General features: G+C 66.3%; 19 protein-coding genes. 7 read left to right on the top strand and 12 right to left on the bottom strand.

Going from position 1 to position 17,494, the window contains the following annotated elements; translation table 11 throughout:
• Window positions 1–4 precede the first annotated feature (4 nt).
• The 3 genes from RCH14_RS19860 (at window position 5) to RCH14_RS19850 (ending at window position 2,242) form a co-directional block, all read left to right on the top strand.
• Window positions 5–847, top strand: a complete 843-nt coding sequence (locus tag RCH14_RS19860; RefSeq protein ID WP_343027818.1) for a response regulator — start codon at window positions 5–7, stop codon at window positions 845–847.
• A 91-nt stretch (window positions 848–938) separates the two neighbouring features.
• On the top strand, window positions 939–1,634 hold the full coding sequence (locus RCH14_RS19855) for a TetR/AcrR family transcriptional regulator (protein WP_183550752.1): 696 nt from the start codon (window positions 939–941) through the stop codon (window positions 1,632–1,634).
• Window positions 1,635–1,645: 11 nt separating this feature from the next.
• A complete protein-coding gene (locus RCH14_RS19850; RefSeq protein WP_343027817.1) occupies window positions 1,646–2,242 on the top strand; it encodes a TIGR00730 family Rossman fold protein in 597 nt (198 codons plus the stop codon).
• 10 nt (window positions 2,243–2,252) lie between these two features.
• Here the strand turns inward: RCH14_RS19850 and RCH14_RS19845 are convergent, their stop codons facing one another.
• The 7 genes from RCH14_RS19845 to RCH14_RS19815 form a co-directional block, all read right to left on the bottom strand.
• On the bottom strand, window positions 2,253–3,359 hold the full coding sequence (locus tag RCH14_RS19845; protein ID WP_343027816.1) for a diguanylate cyclase domain-containing protein: 1,107 nt from the start codon (window positions 3,357–3,359) through the stop codon (window positions 2,253–2,255).
• Complete coding sequence (locus RCH14_RS19840) at window positions 3,340–6,099, bottom strand: EAL domain-containing protein (protein WP_343027815.1); 2,760 nt, start codon at window positions 6,097–6,099, stop codon at window positions 3,340–3,342. Before RCH14_RS19840 ends, RCH14_RS19845 begins: the two co-directional genes overlap by 20 nt.
• Before the next feature lie 7 nt (window positions 6,100–6,106).
• Window positions 6,107–6,547, bottom strand: a complete 441-nt coding sequence (locus RCH14_RS19835) for a phosphate ABC transporter substrate-binding protein (RefSeq protein WP_343027814.1) — start codon at window positions 6,545–6,547, stop codon at window positions 6,107–6,109.
• 5 nt (window positions 6,548–6,552) lie between these two features.
• Window positions 6,553–7,845 (bottom strand): hypothetical protein, encoded by a 1,293-nt coding sequence (locus tag RCH14_RS19830; protein WP_343027813.1) that lies wholly within the window; start codon window positions 7,843–7,845, stop codon window positions 6,553–6,555.
• A 166-nt stretch (window positions 7,846–8,011) separates the two neighbouring features.
• On the bottom strand, window positions 8,012–8,545 hold the full coding sequence (locus tag RCH14_RS19825; protein ID WP_343027812.1) for a M48 family metallopeptidase: 534 nt from the start codon (window positions 8,543–8,545) through the stop codon (window positions 8,012–8,014).
• Window positions 8,546–8,711: 166 nt separating this feature from the next.
• Window positions 8,712–9,050 (bottom strand): KGG domain-containing protein, encoded by a 339-nt coding sequence (locus RCH14_RS19820; protein WP_343027811.1) that lies wholly within the window; start codon window positions 9,048–9,050, stop codon window positions 8,712–8,714.
• Between the two features lie 155 nt (window positions 9,051–9,205).
• Entirely contained in the window at window positions 9,206–10,237 is a 1,032-nt protein-coding gene (locus RCH14_RS19815; RefSeq protein WP_343027810.1) for an NADP-dependent oxidoreductase, read from the bottom strand.
• Window positions 10,238–10,372: 135 nt separating this feature from the next.
• Between RCH14_RS19815 and RCH14_RS19810 the strand changes: the two genes are divergently transcribed.
• Window positions 10,373–10,915: a YaeQ family protein gene (locus tag RCH14_RS19810; RefSeq protein ID WP_343027809.1), complete on the top strand. Its 543-nt coding sequence runs from the start codon at window positions 10,373–10,375 to the stop codon at window positions 10,913–10,915.
• A gap of 40 nt (window positions 10,916–10,955) precedes the next feature.
• On the top strand, window positions 10,956–11,444 hold the full coding sequence (locus RCH14_RS19805; RefSeq protein ID WP_343027808.1) for a copper chaperone PCu(A)C: 489 nt from the start codon (window positions 10,956–10,958) through the stop codon (window positions 11,442–11,444).
• A 23-nt stretch (window positions 11,445–11,467) separates the two neighbouring features.
• Here the strand turns inward: RCH14_RS19805 and RCH14_RS19800 are convergent, their stop codons facing one another.
• On the bottom strand, window positions 11,468–12,241 hold the full coding sequence (locus RCH14_RS19800; protein WP_343027807.1) for a head GIN domain-containing protein: 774 nt from the start codon (window positions 12,239–12,241) through the stop codon (window positions 11,468–11,470).
• A gap of 197 nt (window positions 12,242–12,438) precedes the next feature.
• On the opposite strand from RCH14_RS19800, the gene RCH14_RS19795 reads away from it, so the two are divergent.
• Window positions 12,439–12,921, top strand: coding sequence for a DMT family transporter (locus RCH14_RS19795; protein WP_343027806.1), 483 nt, complete (start codon window positions 12,439–12,441; stop codon window positions 12,919–12,921).
• A gap of 72 nt (window positions 12,922–12,993) precedes the next feature.
• A complete protein-coding gene (locus tag RCH14_RS19790) occupies window positions 12,994–14,115 on the top strand; it encodes an ATPase, T2SS/T4P/T4SS family (protein ID WP_343027805.1) in 1,122 nt (373 codons plus the stop codon).
• A gap of 12 nt (window positions 14,116–14,127) precedes the next feature.
• Here the strand turns inward: RCH14_RS19790 and RCH14_RS19785 are convergent, their stop codons facing one another.
• The 4 genes from RCH14_RS19785 to RCH14_RS19770 form a co-directional block, all read right to left on the bottom strand.
• Complete coding sequence (locus RCH14_RS19785; protein ID WP_343027876.1) at window positions 14,128–15,408, bottom strand: cytochrome c; 1,281 nt, start codon at window positions 15,406–15,408, stop codon at window positions 14,128–14,130.
• The gene (locus RCH14_RS19780; protein ID WP_407070100.1) at window positions 15,408–16,118 is read right to left on the bottom strand and encodes a c-type cytochrome; all 711 of its coding nucleotides are present in this window, start codon (window positions 16,116–16,118) and stop codon (window positions 15,408–15,410) included. The genes RCH14_RS19785 and RCH14_RS19780 overlap by 1 nt, the downstream gene beginning before the upstream one ends.
• A gap of 61 nt (window positions 16,119–16,179) precedes the next feature.
• A complete protein-coding gene (locus RCH14_RS19775) occupies window positions 16,180–16,821 on the bottom strand; it encodes a 3'-5' exonuclease (protein ID WP_343027803.1) in 642 nt (213 codons plus the stop codon).
• Window positions 16,818–17,348, bottom strand: a complete 531-nt coding sequence (locus RCH14_RS19770) for a ProQ/FinO family protein (RefSeq protein ID WP_343027802.1) — start codon at window positions 17,346–17,348, stop codon at window positions 16,818–16,820. The genes RCH14_RS19775 and RCH14_RS19770 overlap by 4 nt, the downstream gene beginning before the upstream one ends.
• Window positions 17,349–17,494 lie beyond the last annotated feature (146 nt).

Here is a 17,494-nt window from a genome sequence, read left to right as displayed (position 1 = left end):
CCTAGTGGCGCGCATCCTGATCATCGAAGACAACCCGGCGAACATCGAACTGATGTCGTTCCTGCTCAGCGCATACGGTCACACGCCACTGAGCGCGGCCGATGGCCCCCGCGGTGTTGCCGCGGCGCGCAGCGAGCGCCCCGACCTGATCGCCTGTGACGTGAACCTGCCCGGCATGGACGGATTTGCCGTGCTGGCCGAACTCAAGGGCGACCCGGCGCTGGCCGCGGTGCCGATCCTGGCCGTGACCGCGCTGGCGATGGCCGGCGACCGTGAAAAATTGCTGGCTGCCGGCTTCGATGGCTACATCAGCAAGCCGATTGAACCCGAGAGCTTCGTGGCCGAGCTCGAAGCATTCCTCATCACCGCGCCGGCATCCGCAGCTGCGCCGGCGCCGTCTCCATCCCCGTCCCCGGCCCAGGCAACGGCGCCAACCGGGGCGGCATCAGCGCGGGACACCGGCGCGCGCACGCTGCTGCTGGTCGACGATGACCGCTTCATGCTGGGGGTGCTCAACGACATGCTGGTCGGCCAGCCGTACCGCGTGCTCAGCGCCTGCTCGGGCGAAGAAGCGCTTCAGGTGCTGTCGCACGAACCGGTCGAAGTCATTCTGTGCGACCAGGCCATGCCCGGCATGCGCGGCACCGAAGTGCTGGCCGAGGCGGCAGCGCGTTACCCCAACACGGTGCGCCTGATGCTGTCCGGCCAGCCCGACCTGACCGACATCGAAGCGGCCATCAGGAGCGGCGTGGCCGATGGCCATTACATCAAGCCGCTTGGCGCACGCGCGCTGCGCGAGCAGCTCGACGCAGCCTTCCGCCTGCAGAGCGCGCGGGGCATGGCGTAAGGCGATTCCCAGGCCAGTCATCCGGCAGTTTGCTCGATAGAACGACCGTTCGATGATATCCTTGCGGGTACACACACGAACAGCGGCCTACATGCAACAAAAAGCACCGCGCCGGACCCGTGAACGCATCCTCGAGCTCTCGCTCAGGTTGTTCAATGAGTTCGGCGAGCCCAATATCACGACCACCGTCATTGCCGAAGAGATGAATATCTCGCCCGGCAATCTGTACTATCATTTCCGCAACAAGGACGATATCGTCAACTCGATCTTCGTCCAGTTCGAGGCGGAGATCGAGCGCATCCTGACGGTGCCTGCCGGGCGCCGCTCGAACATGGAAGACGTGTGGCTGTATCTGCACCATATGTTCAAGCTGATCTGGCGCTACCGCTTCTTCTACCGCGACCTGAACGACCTGCTGTCGCGCAATCGCAAGCTCGAACTGCACTTCAAGGCGATCCACGCGCACAAGATCAAGGTCGCGCGCCAGCTGTGCGAAGACTTGCGCAGCGAAGGCTCGCTCGACGCGTCCGACCAGCAGATCGGTGCCATGGCCACCAATATGGTGGTGGTGGCCACCTATTGGCTTTCGTTCGAATACGTGCGCAACCCACGCAAATACAGCGAGCAGCAGGCCATTGCCGATGCGCTGGCGCGCGGCTGCTACCAGGTGCTGTCGATGGTCGGCCCCTACCTCAATGGCGAGACGCGCGTGCTGTTCGAGAAGCTCTCTGACGACTATCTTAAAAAACTGTCGGCCGACGCCCGGCCTGGCGCTGATTTCCTTTGAAAATGCCTACGATGAAAACCCTTGCTGTCTACTGCGGCGCCGCGCGCGGCGTCAACCCGGTCCACGCCGATGCTGCGCGCCTGCTGGCGCGCGCGATGGTCGACCACAATATCAGCCTCGTGTATGGCGGCGGCAAGGTCGGCCTGATGGGCGTGATCGCCGACGAAGTGCTGCGCCTGGGCGGCGAAGCCACCGGCGTCATCCCGCGCGCGCTGGTCGAGCGCGAAGTGGGCCACGCGGGCCTCACGCGTCTGTTCGTCGTCAAGGACATGCACGAGCGCAAAGCGATGATGGCCGATCTGTCCGAAGGCTTCATCGCCATGCCGGGCGGGATGGGCACGCTCGAAGAACTGTTCGAAATGGTGACCTGGGCCCAGCTGGGCATCCACGCCAAGCCGATCGGCCTGTTGAACGTGAACGGCTTCTACGACGGCCTGCGTGCCTTCGTGGGCCACCAGGTGGCCGAAGGGTTCGTGCGGCCCGAACACGAACACCTGATGATCGCCGACAGCGATCCCGACCTGCTGATCCAGCGCCTGCGCGCAGCCGCTCCCGTTGTGCTGGCGTCAAGCCTGCCAGCGGCCGCGGCCGACGAATTGAAAGGCTAGCGCTAAGAGGCTACGCCACTTCGATCCGGTCGCGTCCCGCCGCCTTGGCCCGGTACAGGGCCTTGTCCGCGCGGTTGATCGCCTCCATGAATGGTTCGCCATCGCGGCGTTCGGCCAGACCGGCCGAAAAGCTGATCGGCCGCGCCGGATCCATCCCGTCGATCTGCAGCGCGCGCACGCGCGCGACGATGCGCTCGAGTACCTGGCGCGCCGCCTGCGCCGTGGCGTCCGGCAGCAGGAGCAGGAATTCTTCGCCGCCCCAGCGCGCCAGCGTGTCGTGTTCGCGCAGCGCGCCATGCGCCGCGCCGGCAAACCCGCGCAGTACGGCGTCGCCCACCGCGTGGCCATATTGGTCGTTGACCTGCTTGAACAGGTCGAGGTCGAGCAGCGCCACGCAGCTGGTCGTGGGCACCGAGCGCCGTTCTTCGGCGCCCAACAACGCGTTCATGTGGCGACGATTCGCCAGCGACGTCAATTCGTCGACCGTGGCAAGCAGCCGGATGGTGTCGAGCGCTGCCAGCAGCTCCTGACGGCTGGCTTTCATGCGCCGGCGCAACTTGGTCATTTCGCTGGTCAGCAGCGTGGTCGCCAGCAAGGCGGCAGCCAGGTAGCAGAAGCTCATCGCTTCAACAGCGGGCGGGTAGCGCATGGGATCGCTGGCCTGCAAATACCACATGATGCCGGCCATGCCGGCCAGTGCGGCGCCGGCCAGCAGCAGCGCCCGGCGCGGGTGCATGGCGAACGTACAGAAGGCGATCGCCACCACCAGCATGCTCAACAGCGAGGCGCGCAGCGGGCCGGCGATCGCATAGCCCGCGATGACGCAGCCGATCGCGAACAGCGATTGCAGCGCGGCGAGCATGTCGGGCGTGATCTGTAGCCGCTTGCTGAAGCGGATCAGGGCATAGAACGCGAGCGTGCCGCAGGCGGCGACGATGCTCAGCACCAGCGCCGGGCCGCGCGGCGTGTAGCCAGCCCCGACCTGCGCCGCCAGCAGGCCCATGGTGGCCACGTACAGCATCGCGGTGGCGAACCAGTAGTTGCGCATGCGGCGCTGCATGAGCGCGTCCTGGGGCAGTGCAGCGCTCGTGCTGGCGTTACTGGATGCAGCGTGCATGTGCGTCTCCTGCGCCGCCTGCGAGCAGGCGTGCGATGTCGCCGGCCGGGAGTGGACGGCTGAACAGGTAACCCTGCATTTCGTCGCAGTCGTTGGCACGCAGGAAGTCGCGTTGCTGCTCGGTCTCGACGCCTTCGGCGATCACGCGCAGGTCGAGCATGTGGCCCAACGAAATCACGGCCATCGCGATCGCCTGGTCGTCGGGCGAGTCGGCCAGGTCGGCAACGAACGACTTGTCGATCTTGAGGCGGCTGATCGGGAACGACTTCAGCGCCGACAGACTCGAGTAACCGGTGCCGAAGTCGTCGATCGACAGCGCCACGCCCATCGCTTCGAGCTCGCGCATCTTGTCGACCGAGCGACCAAGGTCGCGCATGATCAGGCTTTCGGTCACTTCGACCTCGAGGCCATTGGCCGGCAGGCCGCTGGTGCGCAGGGCGTCGGCAACGCGCTCGACAAGGCGCTTGTCTTCGAACTGGCGCGCCGAGACATTGACCGACACGCTCACTGGCGGCAGACCATCGGTGCGCCATTGCTGGGCCTGGGCACAGGCGGTGCGCAGCACCCAGTCGCCGATCGGCACGATCAGGCCACTTTCTTCGGCCAGGCCGATGAAGCGCAGCGGCGAGACCAGGCCCTGCTCCGGATGGTGCCAGCGAATCAGCGCCTCGACGCCGAACAGGCAATTCGTGCGCAGGTCGATCTTCGGCTGGTACAGCAGCTGGAACTGGCAGGGGCCCGGATAGTCTTCGGCGCAGGTGTCGATCGCTGCGCGCAGGCCTTCGAGCAGCACGAGTTTTTCGTCGACGCTCTCGTTCATTTCGCTGACGTAGTACTGCACGTTATTGCTGCCCAATTCCTTGGCGCGGTACATGGCCACGTCGGCGTGCATCATGAGGGCATTGGCGCTGACGCCGTCGCGCGGGTAGAACGTCACGCCGATGCTGCAGCTGACCTGGACTTCCTGGCCCTCGACCAGCACCGGCTCGGTGACGGCTTCGCGCACCCGCTCGAGAAGCGGGGCGATCGCCATCGGATCGCCCGCCAGTTCCGGCAGCAGGATCACGAATTCGTCACCGCCAAAGCGCGCCAGCGTGTCGTCGCGCCGCAGGCAGCGGTGCATGCGCGCGCCGACCACCTTGAGCAGTTCGTCGCCGGCGTTGTGGCCCAGCGTGTCGTTGACCAGCTTGAAGCCATCGAGGTCGATGAACGCCAGGCCGACCGCGCGGCCCGCTTCGGCGGCGGTGACGATCGCCTTGCCCAGGCGCTCGCGCAGCAGGCTGCGGTTGGGCAGGCCGGTCAGGTCGTCGTGGTGCGCCAGATGACGGATGCGCTGCTCGCCGACCTTGCGCTCGGTGATGTCGCGCACGATCACCACCACGCCGCCCTCGACGGCCACCGCCTGGCGATGCAGCCAGACACCGGGCTGGGGCATGGTCTGCGCCTGCCATTCCGTCTCGCGCGCAATGCCGTCGCGCGCCACTGCCGCCAGGTCGTCGAATATGGATTGGCTGATCGATGGTGGCAACAGGCCCGAGATCGGCTTGGCGGCCATCTGCTGCTTGGACAGGCTGGTGAAGCGCTCGGCGCGGCTGTTGGTGGTGGCAACCATAAAATCGCGCACTTCGCCGCGCGGACCGAACACGGTGCGCAGCACGAAGAAGGCATCCGGGCTGGCTTCGGACGCAGCAGCGTAGGTTTCCTGCGCCAGCCGTTCGCGCCGACGCGCCTTGGCCAGCTGCCATGACCATGCGCTGACCAGGATCACGACGGCAATCAACAGCGCACTGGCCGCACCCGCACCAAGCAGCCAGGCGCGCCGTCCCTGGTAGAACTCGGCCATCTGCTCTGCTTCGGACAGGCCGGCCACCGCGACCAGCGGGAAACTGCTCATCGGACGGCTGGCGACCGAGCGCACCACAGCCTTGAGCACGGGGGCGCCGCGCGCGGTCGTGCCGGCCGCCACACCGCCATGTGCGCCCAGCGCAAAGCGCTGGCCCCACGACACCGTTTCGCCCACGCGCAACGCGCGCAGCACGCCATCGGTGCCTGCCATGCCGAGCAGGCCGCGATCGCCCTGGCGCGAGCGTTCGTAGCCGCTGGTGAAATAGGCCGGATCGAGCGCGACGACTGCCACGCCGGAGAAGCGCCCGGCCGCATCGTTGATGCGGCGCGAAAAGTGGACGGTCGGTTCTTGCGCACCCTCGCCCTGGCTCGTCAGGCTGACGAATGGGACGTCGTCGCGGGTCTGGCGATGAAATTCGAACCACGCCGTGCGTGCCAGGTCGCGCTGCGTCGATGCGGGATTGCTGGCGACAATGCGCCCGCTGGCGTCGCTGATCTCGACCTGGAACACGAGGCCGGGCGGCAGCAGACCCTTGGCTGCGAGCGCGGGCAGGGCGCCGGTCGGACCATTCTGCTCGACCGCGTACTTCAGAACGCGCAGGGTCTGGTCGATCGCGCTCAGGCTGCGCGCCAGTTGTGCTTCATAGGTGTCGAGCAATTCCTGGGTGGCGTCGCGCGTGGCCAAGACGGCGGCGCGGCGCTCGGATTCGATCACATGCAATGTGCCGAACCACATGGCGCCCAGCAGCGCCAGCGCGAACAGCGGCAGCGAGATGTGCGTCTCGAGCGCCAGGCCAAGCCAGCGCGCGCGCAGGCCGCGCATGCCCGGTGCGCCCGCCGACGGCTCGCCGCCGGTAGCGGAGCCCGGACCGGTGGGACGCGCGAGCATGTTCATGGCGTGCTCACTGCAGCACCAGCACCGGGCGCACCGACGGATCGAGCGCGGCGCGCTCGATGTAGCCGATCATCGACGGATTGTCGGCCACCATGCGGCGCACGGCAGTGTCGCTCGCAGCTTCGCGCGGCGGCTGGCCGCGGCCGGTGAACACCATCTTGGACCAGTGCGCCTTGAGCAGCGCCGGGGTCTTGCCGGTGAGCTGGAGATAGAACAGGTCGCGCTGCGCTGCGCCCAGTCCCTGGTCGATGGCAACGGCGGCGGCGCCATCCGGGAAGCGGCCCGTCTGGCCGAGGAAGATGGCGCTGACCTGCTCGGTGTTGAGAACAGGGTTCGGGTTACGGCTCGAGACGATGACGACCAGTTCGGCCGACGCGCTCGTGGCGACAAAGCACAGCGTGCACAGGGCCAGCATGTGGCGGGCATAGGTACCGAGGCGTGTTTTCATCGGTGTCAAAAGACAAAGTCCAGCGCAATGCTGGTCACGTTCGTCGTGCGATCCGAACGAAACGCAGGCGTGGAATTGATCAGGGTGCCGCGTGAGCCGCCGCGCGGCCGCACGCTCTCGAACTGCAGCTTGAGCGCCAGGTCGGCGGCGACGTCCCAGCGTACGCCGGTGCTCCAGGTGGTCTGGATCGGAATCGCCGCCAGCAGCATGTTCAGTGCGCCATTGATCCGGGCGGCGCGGGCGGCGAGGGGCGCGGGCAAGCCTTCCAGCGGCAGGCCGGGGTCGGATGTCGGTACGTCGGCGCGGATCTGCGCATAGCCGACATAGGGCGTGAATGCGCCCTGGCGCCAGCCGGCGCCGACATACACCGCAGTGGCGCCGCCGAGCAGGGAGTCGGTGCGCGTGCGCCCCGCTTCGGCGGTGACGAACCAGGTGCCGGGATCGTAGCTGGCGCCGGCGCTGATCATCGTCACCCGTTTGTCGACGATGGCGTAGCGCTCGGCCAGCATCTGGCCGCGGGGGCCGAACATGCGCAAGCCTGCGAACAGGTCGGCGGCGATGGCCGTGCTCAGACGTGCGCGCGCCGCCGACAGGCGCACGGTCAGGGGGCCGGAGTCGATGCTGTGCGACAGGCCCAGAATATTCTGGGCGTCGATTTGCAGGCCATAGCCCAGATCCTGGTCGGTACTGCCCGAAAAGACCTGGGTGGCGTGGCGCATGGCGCCCGCATTCCAGCGCCAGGTCGCGTCGACCCCGTCGCTGCTTGAAATCGGCAATGCGCCATAGACTTCGACCGGCGTACGCACCCATGGAATGGTATAGCCGACCTTGCGTGATTCGGCGCCGAGAAACACCGGCAGTGCGATGCGGCCGACGCGCACGGCGAGATCGGGCGTCAGCTGGTACTTGATATTGGCCCACTCGATCCGCGGATGATAACTGCGGTCGAAGCGCTGCTCAGTAATCACCTGCAGCACACCCGACCACGCGCCCTGGCCCACGTCGAGCTGGGCGCCGAGGCGGCTGTCGACGTCCGGGCTCCATGAGCCGGACGCGCCGGCGCCACTGGCGCGCAGGATGGACGAGCTGAAATCGGCATCGCGGCGGTTCGAATGGACAACGCCGAGCGTGCCGAAGCCGGACAGGTTCCACGTGGGACCTGCGACGGTCTCGGGCGCCGGGTCGGCTGCCTGTGCCTCTACCTGTGTCTGCGCCTGTGCCTGCAGGGGCGTGCAGGCGAGCACACAAGTGGCGAATGCGGCAGGCAATAGCTTGCCGGGAAAATAGTGCGAAGGCATGTGATGTGATGTTGGCGCCATGGGCCTGTGTGGTGTCGGGTGACACCGGGCCAGAACCAGACGACTCTAGCGAAGCGTCCTGGCAAAGTCGAGCGGAGCGCGACAGGACAAGCGATTGACGGTGATTTTCGTTGCGCATGCGCAACGATAGTTGCGAATGGTAACATCAACGTGGAAGCGGCGCTGGTTCGGCGTTCCACAGGCGTGCGCCCGCCAGATCGAGCCAGGTCAGGTACAGCCGCACGTCGAACTCCAGCTGATGATAGGCCGGCTCCATCCAGCAGCACAGCTTGTAGAACGCCTTGTCGTGTTCTTTTTCTTTCAGGTGCGCCAGCTCGTGCACGGCGATCATGCGCAGAAATGGCAGTGGCGCATCGCGAAACAGGCTGGCGATCCGAATCTCGTGCTTGGCCTTGAGGCGGCCGCCCTGAACGCGCGAGATGGCTGTGTGCAGGCCGAGCGCATGCTGGACCACCTGGATCTTGCTGTCGAAGGCGACTTTTGACACCGGCGCGGCCTGGCGCAGGTAGTCGTCCTTCAGGTCCTGGACGTAGTCGTACAGGGCGCGGTCGGTACGGATGCCGTGCGGCGCCGGATAGCGCTGGCGCAGCGTGTCGCCAAGACGGTCTTGCGCGATCAGGCCGCTGACCTGGGTGCGCAGTTGTTCGGGGTAGGCGGTCAGGTATTTCAGGGTGTGCATAAGCCGGGCAATGTACCACAGGGGCTGGCGCCGTGCCTGGATGGTGGGCCAGTGTCACGGCCACGGCCCGGGGATGATGCGTCGCTAGGAGCCGGCCGAAACGCGACGCAGGTGGCACCGCGGTAAAGCGTCGTTCCCGCACCGGCGGGGAACGACGCTGACAGGGCTAAGTGTCCTTGCTGCTCTGGCGATTGCCTTTGTCGGCCATTGCCGCAGCTGCCGCGCGCTGCGCCGACTGCCGGCTTTCGCCCCCCTTGCGGCCGATATCGGCCATGTGCGCGCGATTGCAGCTGACGGCTTCGCCGCCTTTCTGACCGGCGCGGCGCGCTTCTTCGGAATCGAATTCGTGCGCCGTGCCTTTTTGATGTGCTGCCTGGCCGCCCTTGCTGGCGATCTCACGTTGCTGGTTCTGGTCCATCGCCGCGAAACCACGCTTGGCCGGTGGCCCGCTCTTCTGGGCACTGCTGGTACCCGTACCTTTGCTGCCGTTCTCTTTGCTCGCCATGTCGATCTCCTTGTACCCTTGGGCTGTCAGTGGAAGAAGTCGTGCCCGAATGCCACGAGCGCACACAGGTTACGCTCTCGTGTTTAGAGAAACGTGGTGAGCGTAAGTTCCGCCGTTTTCACGCCAGGGCGGGATGGGAGACAGTGTTGCTGCGACTAGGCGTCGGCCACCTTCAATACCAGCTTGCCCAGATTGCGGCCTTCGAACAGCATCAAGAGCGTCTGCGGGAATTGCTCGAAACCGTCGACCACGTGCTCGTGGCTGGCGATCTCGCCGGCCGCCAGCCATGCGCCCAGTTCGGCCACGGCTTCCGGATAGCGCGCCGCGTAGTCGAATACCACCATGCCCTCCATCCGCGCGCGGTTCACCAGCAGCGCCAGGTAGTTCGCCGGCCCCTTGACCGGCGCCGTGACGTTGTATTGCGAGATCGCCCCGCAGATCACGATCCGGGCCTTCAGGTTGATGCGCGTGAGGACCGCGTCGAGGATCTCGCCGCCGACATTGTCGAAATAGACGTCGACGCCTTGCGGACAATGCTGCTTGAGCGCCGCGTGCAGGCCGCCCGCCTTGTAGTCGATGCAGCCATCAAAACCCAGTTGCTCGACGACGAAGCGGCATTTCTCGGGGCCGCCCGCAATACCCACCACGCGGCACCCCATGCGCTTGGCGACCTGGCCCACGGTCATGCCGACGGCGCCGGCCGCGCCCGAGACCACGACCGTGTCGCCGGCCTTGGCCTGACCCACCTCGCGCAGGCCGAAGTAGGCCGTCATGCCCGGCATGCCCAGCAGGTTCAGCCACGCGGTAAGGTTACCGATGCGCGGATCGATCTTGTTGAAGCTGGCGCCCTTGTCGTCGGCGGGGCCGCACCAGTAGCGCTGCACGCCGGTGCCGCCGGCGACATGGTCGCCCACCGCGAAACGGGGCGAGCGCGATGCCACCACGACGCCCAGCCCACCGGCGCGCATGACTTCGCCGATGGCGACCGGCCGGATATACGATTTTCCTTCGTTCATCCAGCCACGCATGGCCGGGTCGAGCGACAGGTACAGAACCTTGACCACGATCTCGCCCTCGCCAGGTGCCGCCACCGCCTGTTCGTGCAATTGCCAGTCGTGGGGCTGCGGCAGTCCGACCGGGCGGGCTGCGAGCAGGAATTGCTGGTTCGGTGGAAAGGTATCGGTCATGCGGGTCTCCTGGTCAGGGTTGGATGATCTGTGCCGGAAGTCTAACCCGCGCCGCCGCCCGGCGCGCGCCGCGCATGCGACAATAGCGGGCTCAAGAGTCCGACCACCGATCAATCCGTTCAAAGCACCGCACCAATGGCTATCAAAGCGACCATCTACAAGGCCGACCTGTCGATTGCAGACATGGACCGCAACTATTACCACGAACACAGCCTGACGATTGCCCGGCATCCGTCCGAGACCGACGAGCGCGTGATGATCCGCGTGCTGGCCTACGCGCTGCACGCCGATCCGGCGCTGGCGTTCACCAAAGACCTGTTCGACGTCGACGAGCCGGCGCTGTGGCTCAAGGACCTGACCGGCGCCATCGACCTGTGGATCGAAGTGGGCCATCCTGATGAAAAGCGCCTGCTGAAAGCGGCTGGCCGCGCCGAGAAAGTGATCGTCTACAGCTACAGCGCGACGAGCAGCATCTGGTTCAAGGGCATCGCCAACAAGATCGAGCGCGCGAAAAACGTCAGCGTGATCAACATCCCGTCCGACATCAGTGCCCAGCTCGAGAAGATGGCGTCACGCTCGATGGCGCTGCAGTGCACGATCCAGGATGGCCAGGTGTGGCTGACCGACGGCACCGACACCGTGCTGGTCGAGCGTGAAGCGTTGCGCGGCGCGGTGTAAGATTGTATTTTTCACTGACTTTCATTTGCCAAGGATTACTATGACCCGTCACCTGATCGCCGCGCTTGCCGCGGGCCTGTTTTCCGTCTCCGCGCTGGCCCAGGTCACCGTCACCGAGCCCTGGGTGCGCGCCACCGTGCCGGCCCAGAAAAGCACGGGCGCCTTCATGCAGCTGCAATCGGCCACGCCCGCGCGCCTGCTCGAAGTGCGCACACCGGCGGCCGGTCGCGCCGAGATCCACGAGATGGCCATGGAAGGCCAGGTAATGCGCATGCGCCAGGTGAAGGGCATCGACCTGCCGGCCGGCAAACCGGTCGTGCTGGCCTCGGGCGGCTACCACGTGATGCTGCTGGACCTGAAGCGCCAGCTGAAAGAAGGCGAGAACGTCGAGCTGACCCTGGTGGTGCAGGACGCCGGCGCCAAGCGCCAGGAAGTGAAAGTGACGCTGCCGGTCATGCCGCTGACGCACAGCGGCAAGCCAGCAGCGCAGGATGCGCACGGTGCGCATGCCGGCCACTCGGCGCACTGAGCGCAGCCGGCGATTTCACACCATCAGCGCGGCGCATTCCCGATGCGCCGCACTTCTCCCGAACCTGCCACGCTGCGGCTGACCTTCGGGTCACCGTAATAGCCGACGTCGCCCGACCCGGCGATGCTCGCGCGCAGGTCGTTCTTTGCCCACACCGTGACATCGCCGGAGCCGGCCACGCTGACGCGCGCGTTATCGGCGGCGATCTTGCCCAGGTCGACATTGCCCGAACCACCGATCGACACTGACAGTTCGCGTACCGCGCCGCCATCGGCGCGCAGGTCGCCGCTGCCGGCCACGCTGGCTGCAACCGTCTCGGCCTCCAGTCGCCCGATCTGGATCTTGCCTGACCCGCCGACGTCCACGTCCAGGCGCTTGGCGCGCAGGACATCCGCATCGATGGTGCCCGAGCCGCCCAGTGACAGGCGCTCGATCTGGCGCGCCGTCACGACGATCTTCAGATTGCGGGTGCGCAGGTTCAGCATGCGCTTGGCGGGGCGGATGCGCAGCATGCCGTCTTCGACGCGCGTCTCGACCAGAGCTTGCAGGTTGTCATCGGTTTCGACCGTGACACTGTCGACGCTGCCACTACGCAGTTCCAGTCGGCCTGGCAGGCCCAGCGCGATGCCATTGAACGAGCCGACCTGGCGCACCTGGCGCGTGACGCTGCCGTTGCCTTCGACTTGTTCGCCGCCAAATGGCCAGGCCATGGCCGCCGGGGGCGCCACGGTGCAGGCGAGGACGGCGCCGAGCATCAGGGCGCGCAGGGCAGGGTGGAAATAGGGGTTATGCGACATGGCGGGGCTCCTTGAAAGTCGGTGGGAATGCTGCACATCCTGGCAGGGCGGGCCTGTGGCGCCGAGCCGTTTGCGACAGACTGCGCGCGGCGTGGTGTGAAATGCAACTGTGCGGATTGAGCCGCATGATCCGAACAACCTGACGCACAAGCGCCAGATGCACTAAACTAGTGCGCTTTTTGCAACGGAGTAGTGCGATGAACGTGATTTTATTGGCGATGGCATTCTGTGTCGGCATGGCCATGTCGGTGCAGGCGGCAGTCAATAGCCAGTTGGCCCATTCGATCGGTGCCAATTCGGTGATGGCGGCGCTGGTGTCGTTCAGCTGCGGCACGGCGGTGTTGCTGGCAGTCGCGCTGGCCAAGAGCGGCGTCGGTGGCCTGGGCGCGACGCTGGCGGCCTTGCCGTCGCAGCCTGCATGGAAGTTCCTGGGCGGTTTTCTGGGCGCGGCGTTCGTGTTCGGGACCGTGTTTCTGGCACCGCGCATCGGGCTTCTCAGCCTGATCGTGCTGGTGATTGCCGGTCAGCTGCTTAGCTCGATGGCAATCGATCACTTTGGCCTGATCAATATGGCGACGCGCAAGGTGTCCGGTGTGCGTATCTTCGGCGCGCTGGTGGTGGTGGCCGGGGTGACGATCACGGTGTTCGGCGAGCGCATTGTTGCAAGCATGTCACGCTGAAGATTTTTTTCTTTCCTGCAATATTCCGGTTCTATAATGGTCGACACTTGATCTTTTACCAGCATCGGCCAGATGGAACATCACCAGTCCTCGCAGATTCCCACCCTGTCGTATATCGAGAACGAAGACCACCCGGTGTTCGAAACGCTGGTCCAGCAGATCCTGCATCTGCTGAACTCGAAGCTGGTGTTTTCGGACATCATCATCCACCAGAACAGTCCGCTGATGCTGCGCCAGCCGAAGGGCCTGGTGGCGGTGACCGATTCGCCGATCACGAAAGAAGAGCTGGAAGAATTCTTCGACGTGATCGAGCCGAACTGGCAGCAAAGGATCGCCTCGCGCGCGTTCGACCGTTCCATCGACCTGCACACGGCGCGCATCCGCGCCAACTGCTTTCGCTTCCAGGGCGGCAAGCGGATCGGCTGCGTGATCCGCCGCTTCCCGAAAGAGCCGATCCCGCTGGCTGACCTGGGTCTGTGGGACGACGAGCGCGAGTTCGCCCGCCTGACCAGCGGCCTGGTCCTGATCATCGGTGACACCTGCCAGGGCAAGTCGACGACGATCGCGTCGATCCTCGACGAGATCAACCGTCACCGCTCGGGCCACATCATCACCATCGAAGACCCGGTCGAAACCCTGATTCCGCAGCGCCGCTGCATCATCACGCAGCGCGAAGTGGGCGAGGATGGCGACGTCGACAGCTACTACCTGGGCGCCCTCGACGCGCTGCGCGAGCGGCCGGACGTGATCGTCATCGGCGAGATCCGCGACGCCCAGACGGCCCAGGAAGCGCTGGCGCTGGCCGAATCCGGCCCGCTGGTGCTGGCGTCGCTGCATGCGCGCTCGACCGAGCTGGGCCTGCAAAAGATGCTGCGCCTGCTGGGCAATACCGACGCCCAGGCGCAAGCGCTTGCCCACGCGCTGCGCGGCGTGCTGTGCCAGGCGTTGCTGCCATCGGTCGAGGGTAACCGCTATCACCTCGCCACCGAATGCCTGACGCCGAGTCCGGCGGTCGTGCGCATGCTCGAATCAGGGGACCTGGGCAGCATCCGCGCGCACATGAATCGTGGCATCGATGCCGGTTGCCACACGATGAATGCGTCGCTCGAAGGCTTGCTGGCCTCGCACAAAGTGCGCGTCGAGGATGCGCGCAATGCCACCACCGATCGGGTGGCGTTTGCCGATATGGTGTGAGTCCTTGGCGACTCAGTCGAGCGACACCGCCCGATAGCGGTTCACCTCGGTCGCCGTGACCGGCGCGCCGGTATTGCCCCAGCTGGCCCGGATCCAGGTCAGCACGGCCGCGACCTGCGCGTCATTCAGTTCATGCCCGAACGGCGGCATCCCGTATGGCCGTGGATTGCCGCGCGTGCCGGGCGGGAAGCCGCCGTTGACCGTCAGCCGGATGGCGTTCACGGCCGGCGTCATCAATACGGCGCGGTTACCTGCCAGCGGCGGGTAGGCCGGCGTTCTTCCCTTGCCATCGTCGCCATGACACGCCGCGCACTGCGCCGCGTAGATCCGGCCGCCTTCAGCCAGCACCTGTTCAGCGGCCGTCATCGACGCCGGCGCCGGTGCCGGCTGCGCACTCGCGGGCGTGGCGGCAAGCGTCTTCAGATAGCCCGCCATCGCGCCCAGATCGTCCGGCGTCAGGTACTGCAGGCTGCGCGCCACCACTTCGGCCATCGGGCCAGTCGCCGCGCCGCGTGGCGAGATGCCGGTGCCCAGCAGCGCCACGATATGCGCGTCGCTCCAGTCCCCAAGGCCCGCCTCGCGGTTGGCGGTCAGCGACGGCGCATACCAGCCAAGGGTCGGGATCATGCCGCCGCCCAGCGTCCCATCGGTTGCACCCAGGCCGTTGCGCGCGCTGTGGCAGGCGCTGCAATGACCCAGTCCTTCGACCAGGTAGGCGCCCCGGTTCCAGCTGGCGCTGCGCGCCGGTTGCGGGGCATGGACAGCGGGCCGGAAGTACAGCAGGCGCCAGCCGGCCAGCAATGCCTGCTGGTCGTACGGGAAGCGGACCGCATGCGGGCGGTTCGCCTGGCGCTGCGGGGGCAGGCTGCGAAAGTACGCATACAGCGCATCCGCATCGGGACGCGTGACCTTCGTGTAGTTCGTGTAGGGGAAGGCCGGATACAGCAGGCGGCCATTTGGCGCGATGCCATTGTGCAGCGCGTTCCAGAAGTCGTCCGCGCTCCAGGCGCCGATGCCTGTGTCGCGATCGGGCGTGAGGTTCGGACCGTAAAAGCGCCCGAACGGCGTATCAAGCGCGCGCCCGCCGGCATACGCCACGCCGCCACGCGTCGTGTGGCAGGCAATGCAGTCGCCGGCGCGCGCCAGATAGGCGCCGCGTGCGATATTGGCGGGTGTGGACGCCCAGGCGGCGGGAGAGCTGGCCGGGACCAACGCGGCGCGCGGCCAGGCCAGGGCGATCGCGAGGATGACGGTTGCCACCGCCGCCAGCAGGACCATGCGCGTCGTCTTCATCATGGCGCGCTGCCACAGGGGATCGGTAGCGGACCGGCGCTGCGCTCGGCCGGCCGCGCATCGGACCGCATTGGCTGCGCCGCCAGCCAGCCCGAGACGGCGGCGACATCATCGGGCGACAGGCGTGCGGCCACCTGACCCATGCAATCAGGCGCGTGGGCGCGCCGCACGCCGTTGCGCCACGCGCCGAACTGCGCGTTGATGTAATCGCGCGGCAATCCAAGCAGGCCCGGTATGGCCGGCTGCACGCCGGTCAGGCGCGCGCCGTGGCAGGCGATGCAGGCCGGGATGCTGCGAGCCCGGTCGCCCTCGTGCACGAGCTGGTGGCCGCGTTCGCGCTGTGCGGGGGACAGGTTCATCGGCGTGGGTGGCAGCGCGGTCGGCGCCTGCGCCGCAAAGTGCGCGGCAATCTCGCGCAGATACGCGTCGGGCAGGTGCCCGACCAGATAGGTCATCACCGGGTAGTGGCGCCGGCCGTCCTGGAAGTTGCGCAGCTGGTGGTACAGATAGCCGGCCGGCTTGCCGCCGATGCGCGGATAGAAGCTGTCGTTGACGGGATTGCCGCGCGCATCGACGCGCGCGTGGCAGGTGGCGCAGGCGAGCAGGCGCTGGGTGAGGGTGTCGGGGACGGGCTGTGGCGCGGCGTTGGCCACGGACGTTACGGCACAGAAAAGCGCAGCAGCGGGCCAACGGAAGCGTCGAGATGGCATGGATTCACCGGCAGCATGGACGCTGACGATGATAGCGCGAATATTGAACGCCGCGCGGGATTCAGACTGCCGGCGGTTCCATTTTCCAGCGCCGATAGATCCGGAGTGCCGCATGCGCATCGTCCGCCGCGTATTGCAACTGCTTGTCGGACAAGTGCGGCAGCGACCAGTTGGTGGTCGTGATGCGCTTGGATTTTTGCAGGCGCTGGCCAAAGAAGCGCTCCACGGCGCTCTTCGCGCCAAGGGGATTCTTTTCGCCGCGTCGGCGCAGCGCCGTGGACAGATCGAGCACGTGGCGCAGCTCGATACCGAACTTGGACTTGAGTCGCCGTACGTCGTCACCCAGGCCAAAACCCACCTTCAGGATGCTGCTGGACGCGAGTACCGGTTCCAGCACGGTGAAGGCGAGGGCGTTGCCAGCCGGCGTGGCGGTCTGGAACAGGAAGGCGACCTCATCGGTGGCCAGTTGCACCAGATGCGGCCCGGTCGAGACTTCGCCCTTGGCGAACGTGGGCTTGGATTCGGTGTCGAAGCCGATGACGTCGGCCGCGAGCAGCGCCGCGAGCGCTTGCTGCGCGTCGGCTTCGCAGCGCACCAGCCGCACATGGGCCGGGTCGATGCCGATGTAGGCGGGCAGCTCGGGTGGCAAGTCGGGTGGCAGCGCGTGCGCCGCCACGCCCTTGGAGGCGTCGCCCGAATTCAAGTCTTGGAGAACTTGGACGCCAGCGCCTGCAGCTTTTCCTGGCGCTTGCGGTTGTTTTCATCCTCGAGGGCGGCGTCGCGCTCGGCCTTCTTGCGGTCGGCTTCTTTCTTGAAGCGCTGCTGCAATTGCTCTTTGGCGTGCAGGCGATGCGCTTCAGGCACTTCGGCGCCGGCGGTGCCGTCGAGGTCATGGCGGACCGTGGCTTTTTCCATCGCGCGCAGGTAGCGCATCGAGCCGGTGTGGATGCCCAGGGCAGCGCGCATCGTTTTCTTGTCCAGGCCTGGCATGCGTGCCTGCAGCTGCTTGTCGATACCGATCGACAGTGGCAGGCAGTCACGGAAGGCGGGATACTCCTGCTGGAGTTGCTTGAGCAGCGAGCGCGCCGACTGGCCTGATGCCGGGGCCGGGGCCGCAGCCGGGGCTGCTGGCGCTGCCGGCTCGGCTGGCGACTGCGATGGCTGCTCTGCATCCGGGGTGGCTGGCGCGGCGGTGGTGTCGACGGACTCTGCAGGGGTATTGGTATTCATTGACTTCATGGTAAGAACAGGATTGCGAAGGATAGCACGGCGCTAAAAGCCGCATTGTACTAGTTCCACTAATAAATGTTGAGAAAGACGCACTGCGATGAAGCATTGAAACGCGAAATCGTGTATGATCCGCCTCTTGCCTTGAG

The sequence above is a fragment of the Massilia sp. MP_M2 genome (assembly GCF_039123635.1).
Lineage (GTDB): Bacteria > Pseudomonadota > Gammaproteobacteria > Burkholderiales > Burkholderiaceae_D > Telluria.
This window is presented reverse-complemented; position numbering and strand designations above follow the sequence as displayed.

What these genes read in the sequence shown, in the direction of transcription:
- RCH14_RS19855 (WP_183550752.1), top strand. Translation starts at nt 939, where the DNA reads ATGCAACAAAAAGCACCGCGCCGGACCCGTGAACGCATCCTCGAGCTC.
- RCH14_RS19850 (WP_343027817.1), top strand. Translation starts at nt 1,646, where the DNA reads ATGAAAACCCTTGCTGTCTACTGCGGCGCCGCGCGCGGCGTCAACCCG.
- RCH14_RS19845 (WP_343027816.1), bottom strand. Translation starts at nt 3,359, where the DNA reads ATGCACGCTGCATCCAGTAACGCCAGCACGAGCGCTGCACTGCCCCAG.
- RCH14_RS19840 (WP_343027815.1), bottom strand. Translation starts at nt 6,099, where the DNA reads ATGAACATGCTCGCGCGTCCCACCGGTCCGGGCTCCGCTACCGGCGGC.
- RCH14_RS19835 (WP_343027814.1), bottom strand. Translation starts at nt 6,547, where the DNA reads ATGAAAACACGCCTCGGTACCTATGCCCGCCACATGCTGGCCCTGTGC.
- RCH14_RS19830 (WP_343027813.1), bottom strand. Translation starts at nt 7,845, where the DNA reads ATGCCTTCGCACTATTTTCCCGGCAAGCTATTGCCTGCCGCATTCGCC.
- RCH14_RS19825 (WP_343027812.1), bottom strand. Translation starts at nt 8,545, where the DNA reads ATGCACACCCTGAAATACCTGACCGCCTACCCCGAACAACTGCGCACC.
- RCH14_RS19820 (WP_343027811.1), bottom strand. Translation starts at nt 9,050, where the DNA reads ATGGCGAGCAAAGAGAACGGCAGCAAAGGTACGGGTACCAGCAGTGCC.
- RCH14_RS19815 (WP_343027810.1), bottom strand. Translation starts at nt 10,237, where the DNA reads ATGACCGATACCTTTCCACCGAACCAGCAATTCCTGCTCGCAGCCCGC.
- RCH14_RS19810 (WP_343027809.1), top strand. Translation starts at nt 10,373, where the DNA reads ATGGCTATCAAAGCGACCATCTACAAGGCCGACCTGTCGATTGCAGAC.
- RCH14_RS19805 (WP_343027808.1), top strand. Translation starts at nt 10,956, where the DNA reads ATGACCCGTCACCTGATCGCCGCGCTTGCCGCGGGCCTGTTTTCCGTC.
- RCH14_RS19800 (WP_343027807.1), bottom strand. Translation starts at nt 12,241, where the DNA reads ATGTCGCATAACCCCTATTTCCACCCTGCCCTGCGCGCCCTGATGCTC.
- RCH14_RS19795 (WP_343027806.1), top strand. Translation starts at nt 12,439, where the DNA reads ATGAACGTGATTTTATTGGCGATGGCATTCTGTGTCGGCATGGCCATG.
- RCH14_RS19790 (WP_343027805.1), top strand. Translation starts at nt 12,994, where the DNA reads ATGGAACATCACCAGTCCTCGCAGATTCCCACCCTGTCGTATATCGAG.
- RCH14_RS19785 (WP_343027876.1), bottom strand. Translation starts at nt 15,408, where the DNA reads ATGAAGACGACGCGCATGGTCCTGCTGGCGGCGGTGGCAACCGTCATC.
- RCH14_RS19780 (WP_407070100.1), bottom strand. Translation starts at nt 16,118, where the DNA reads ATGCCATCTCGACGCTTCCGTTGGCCCGCTGCTGCGCTTTTCTGTGCC.
- RCH14_RS19770 (WP_343027802.1), bottom strand. Translation starts at nt 17,348, where the DNA reads ATGAATACCAATACCCCTGCAGAGTCCGTCGACACCACCGCCGCGCCA.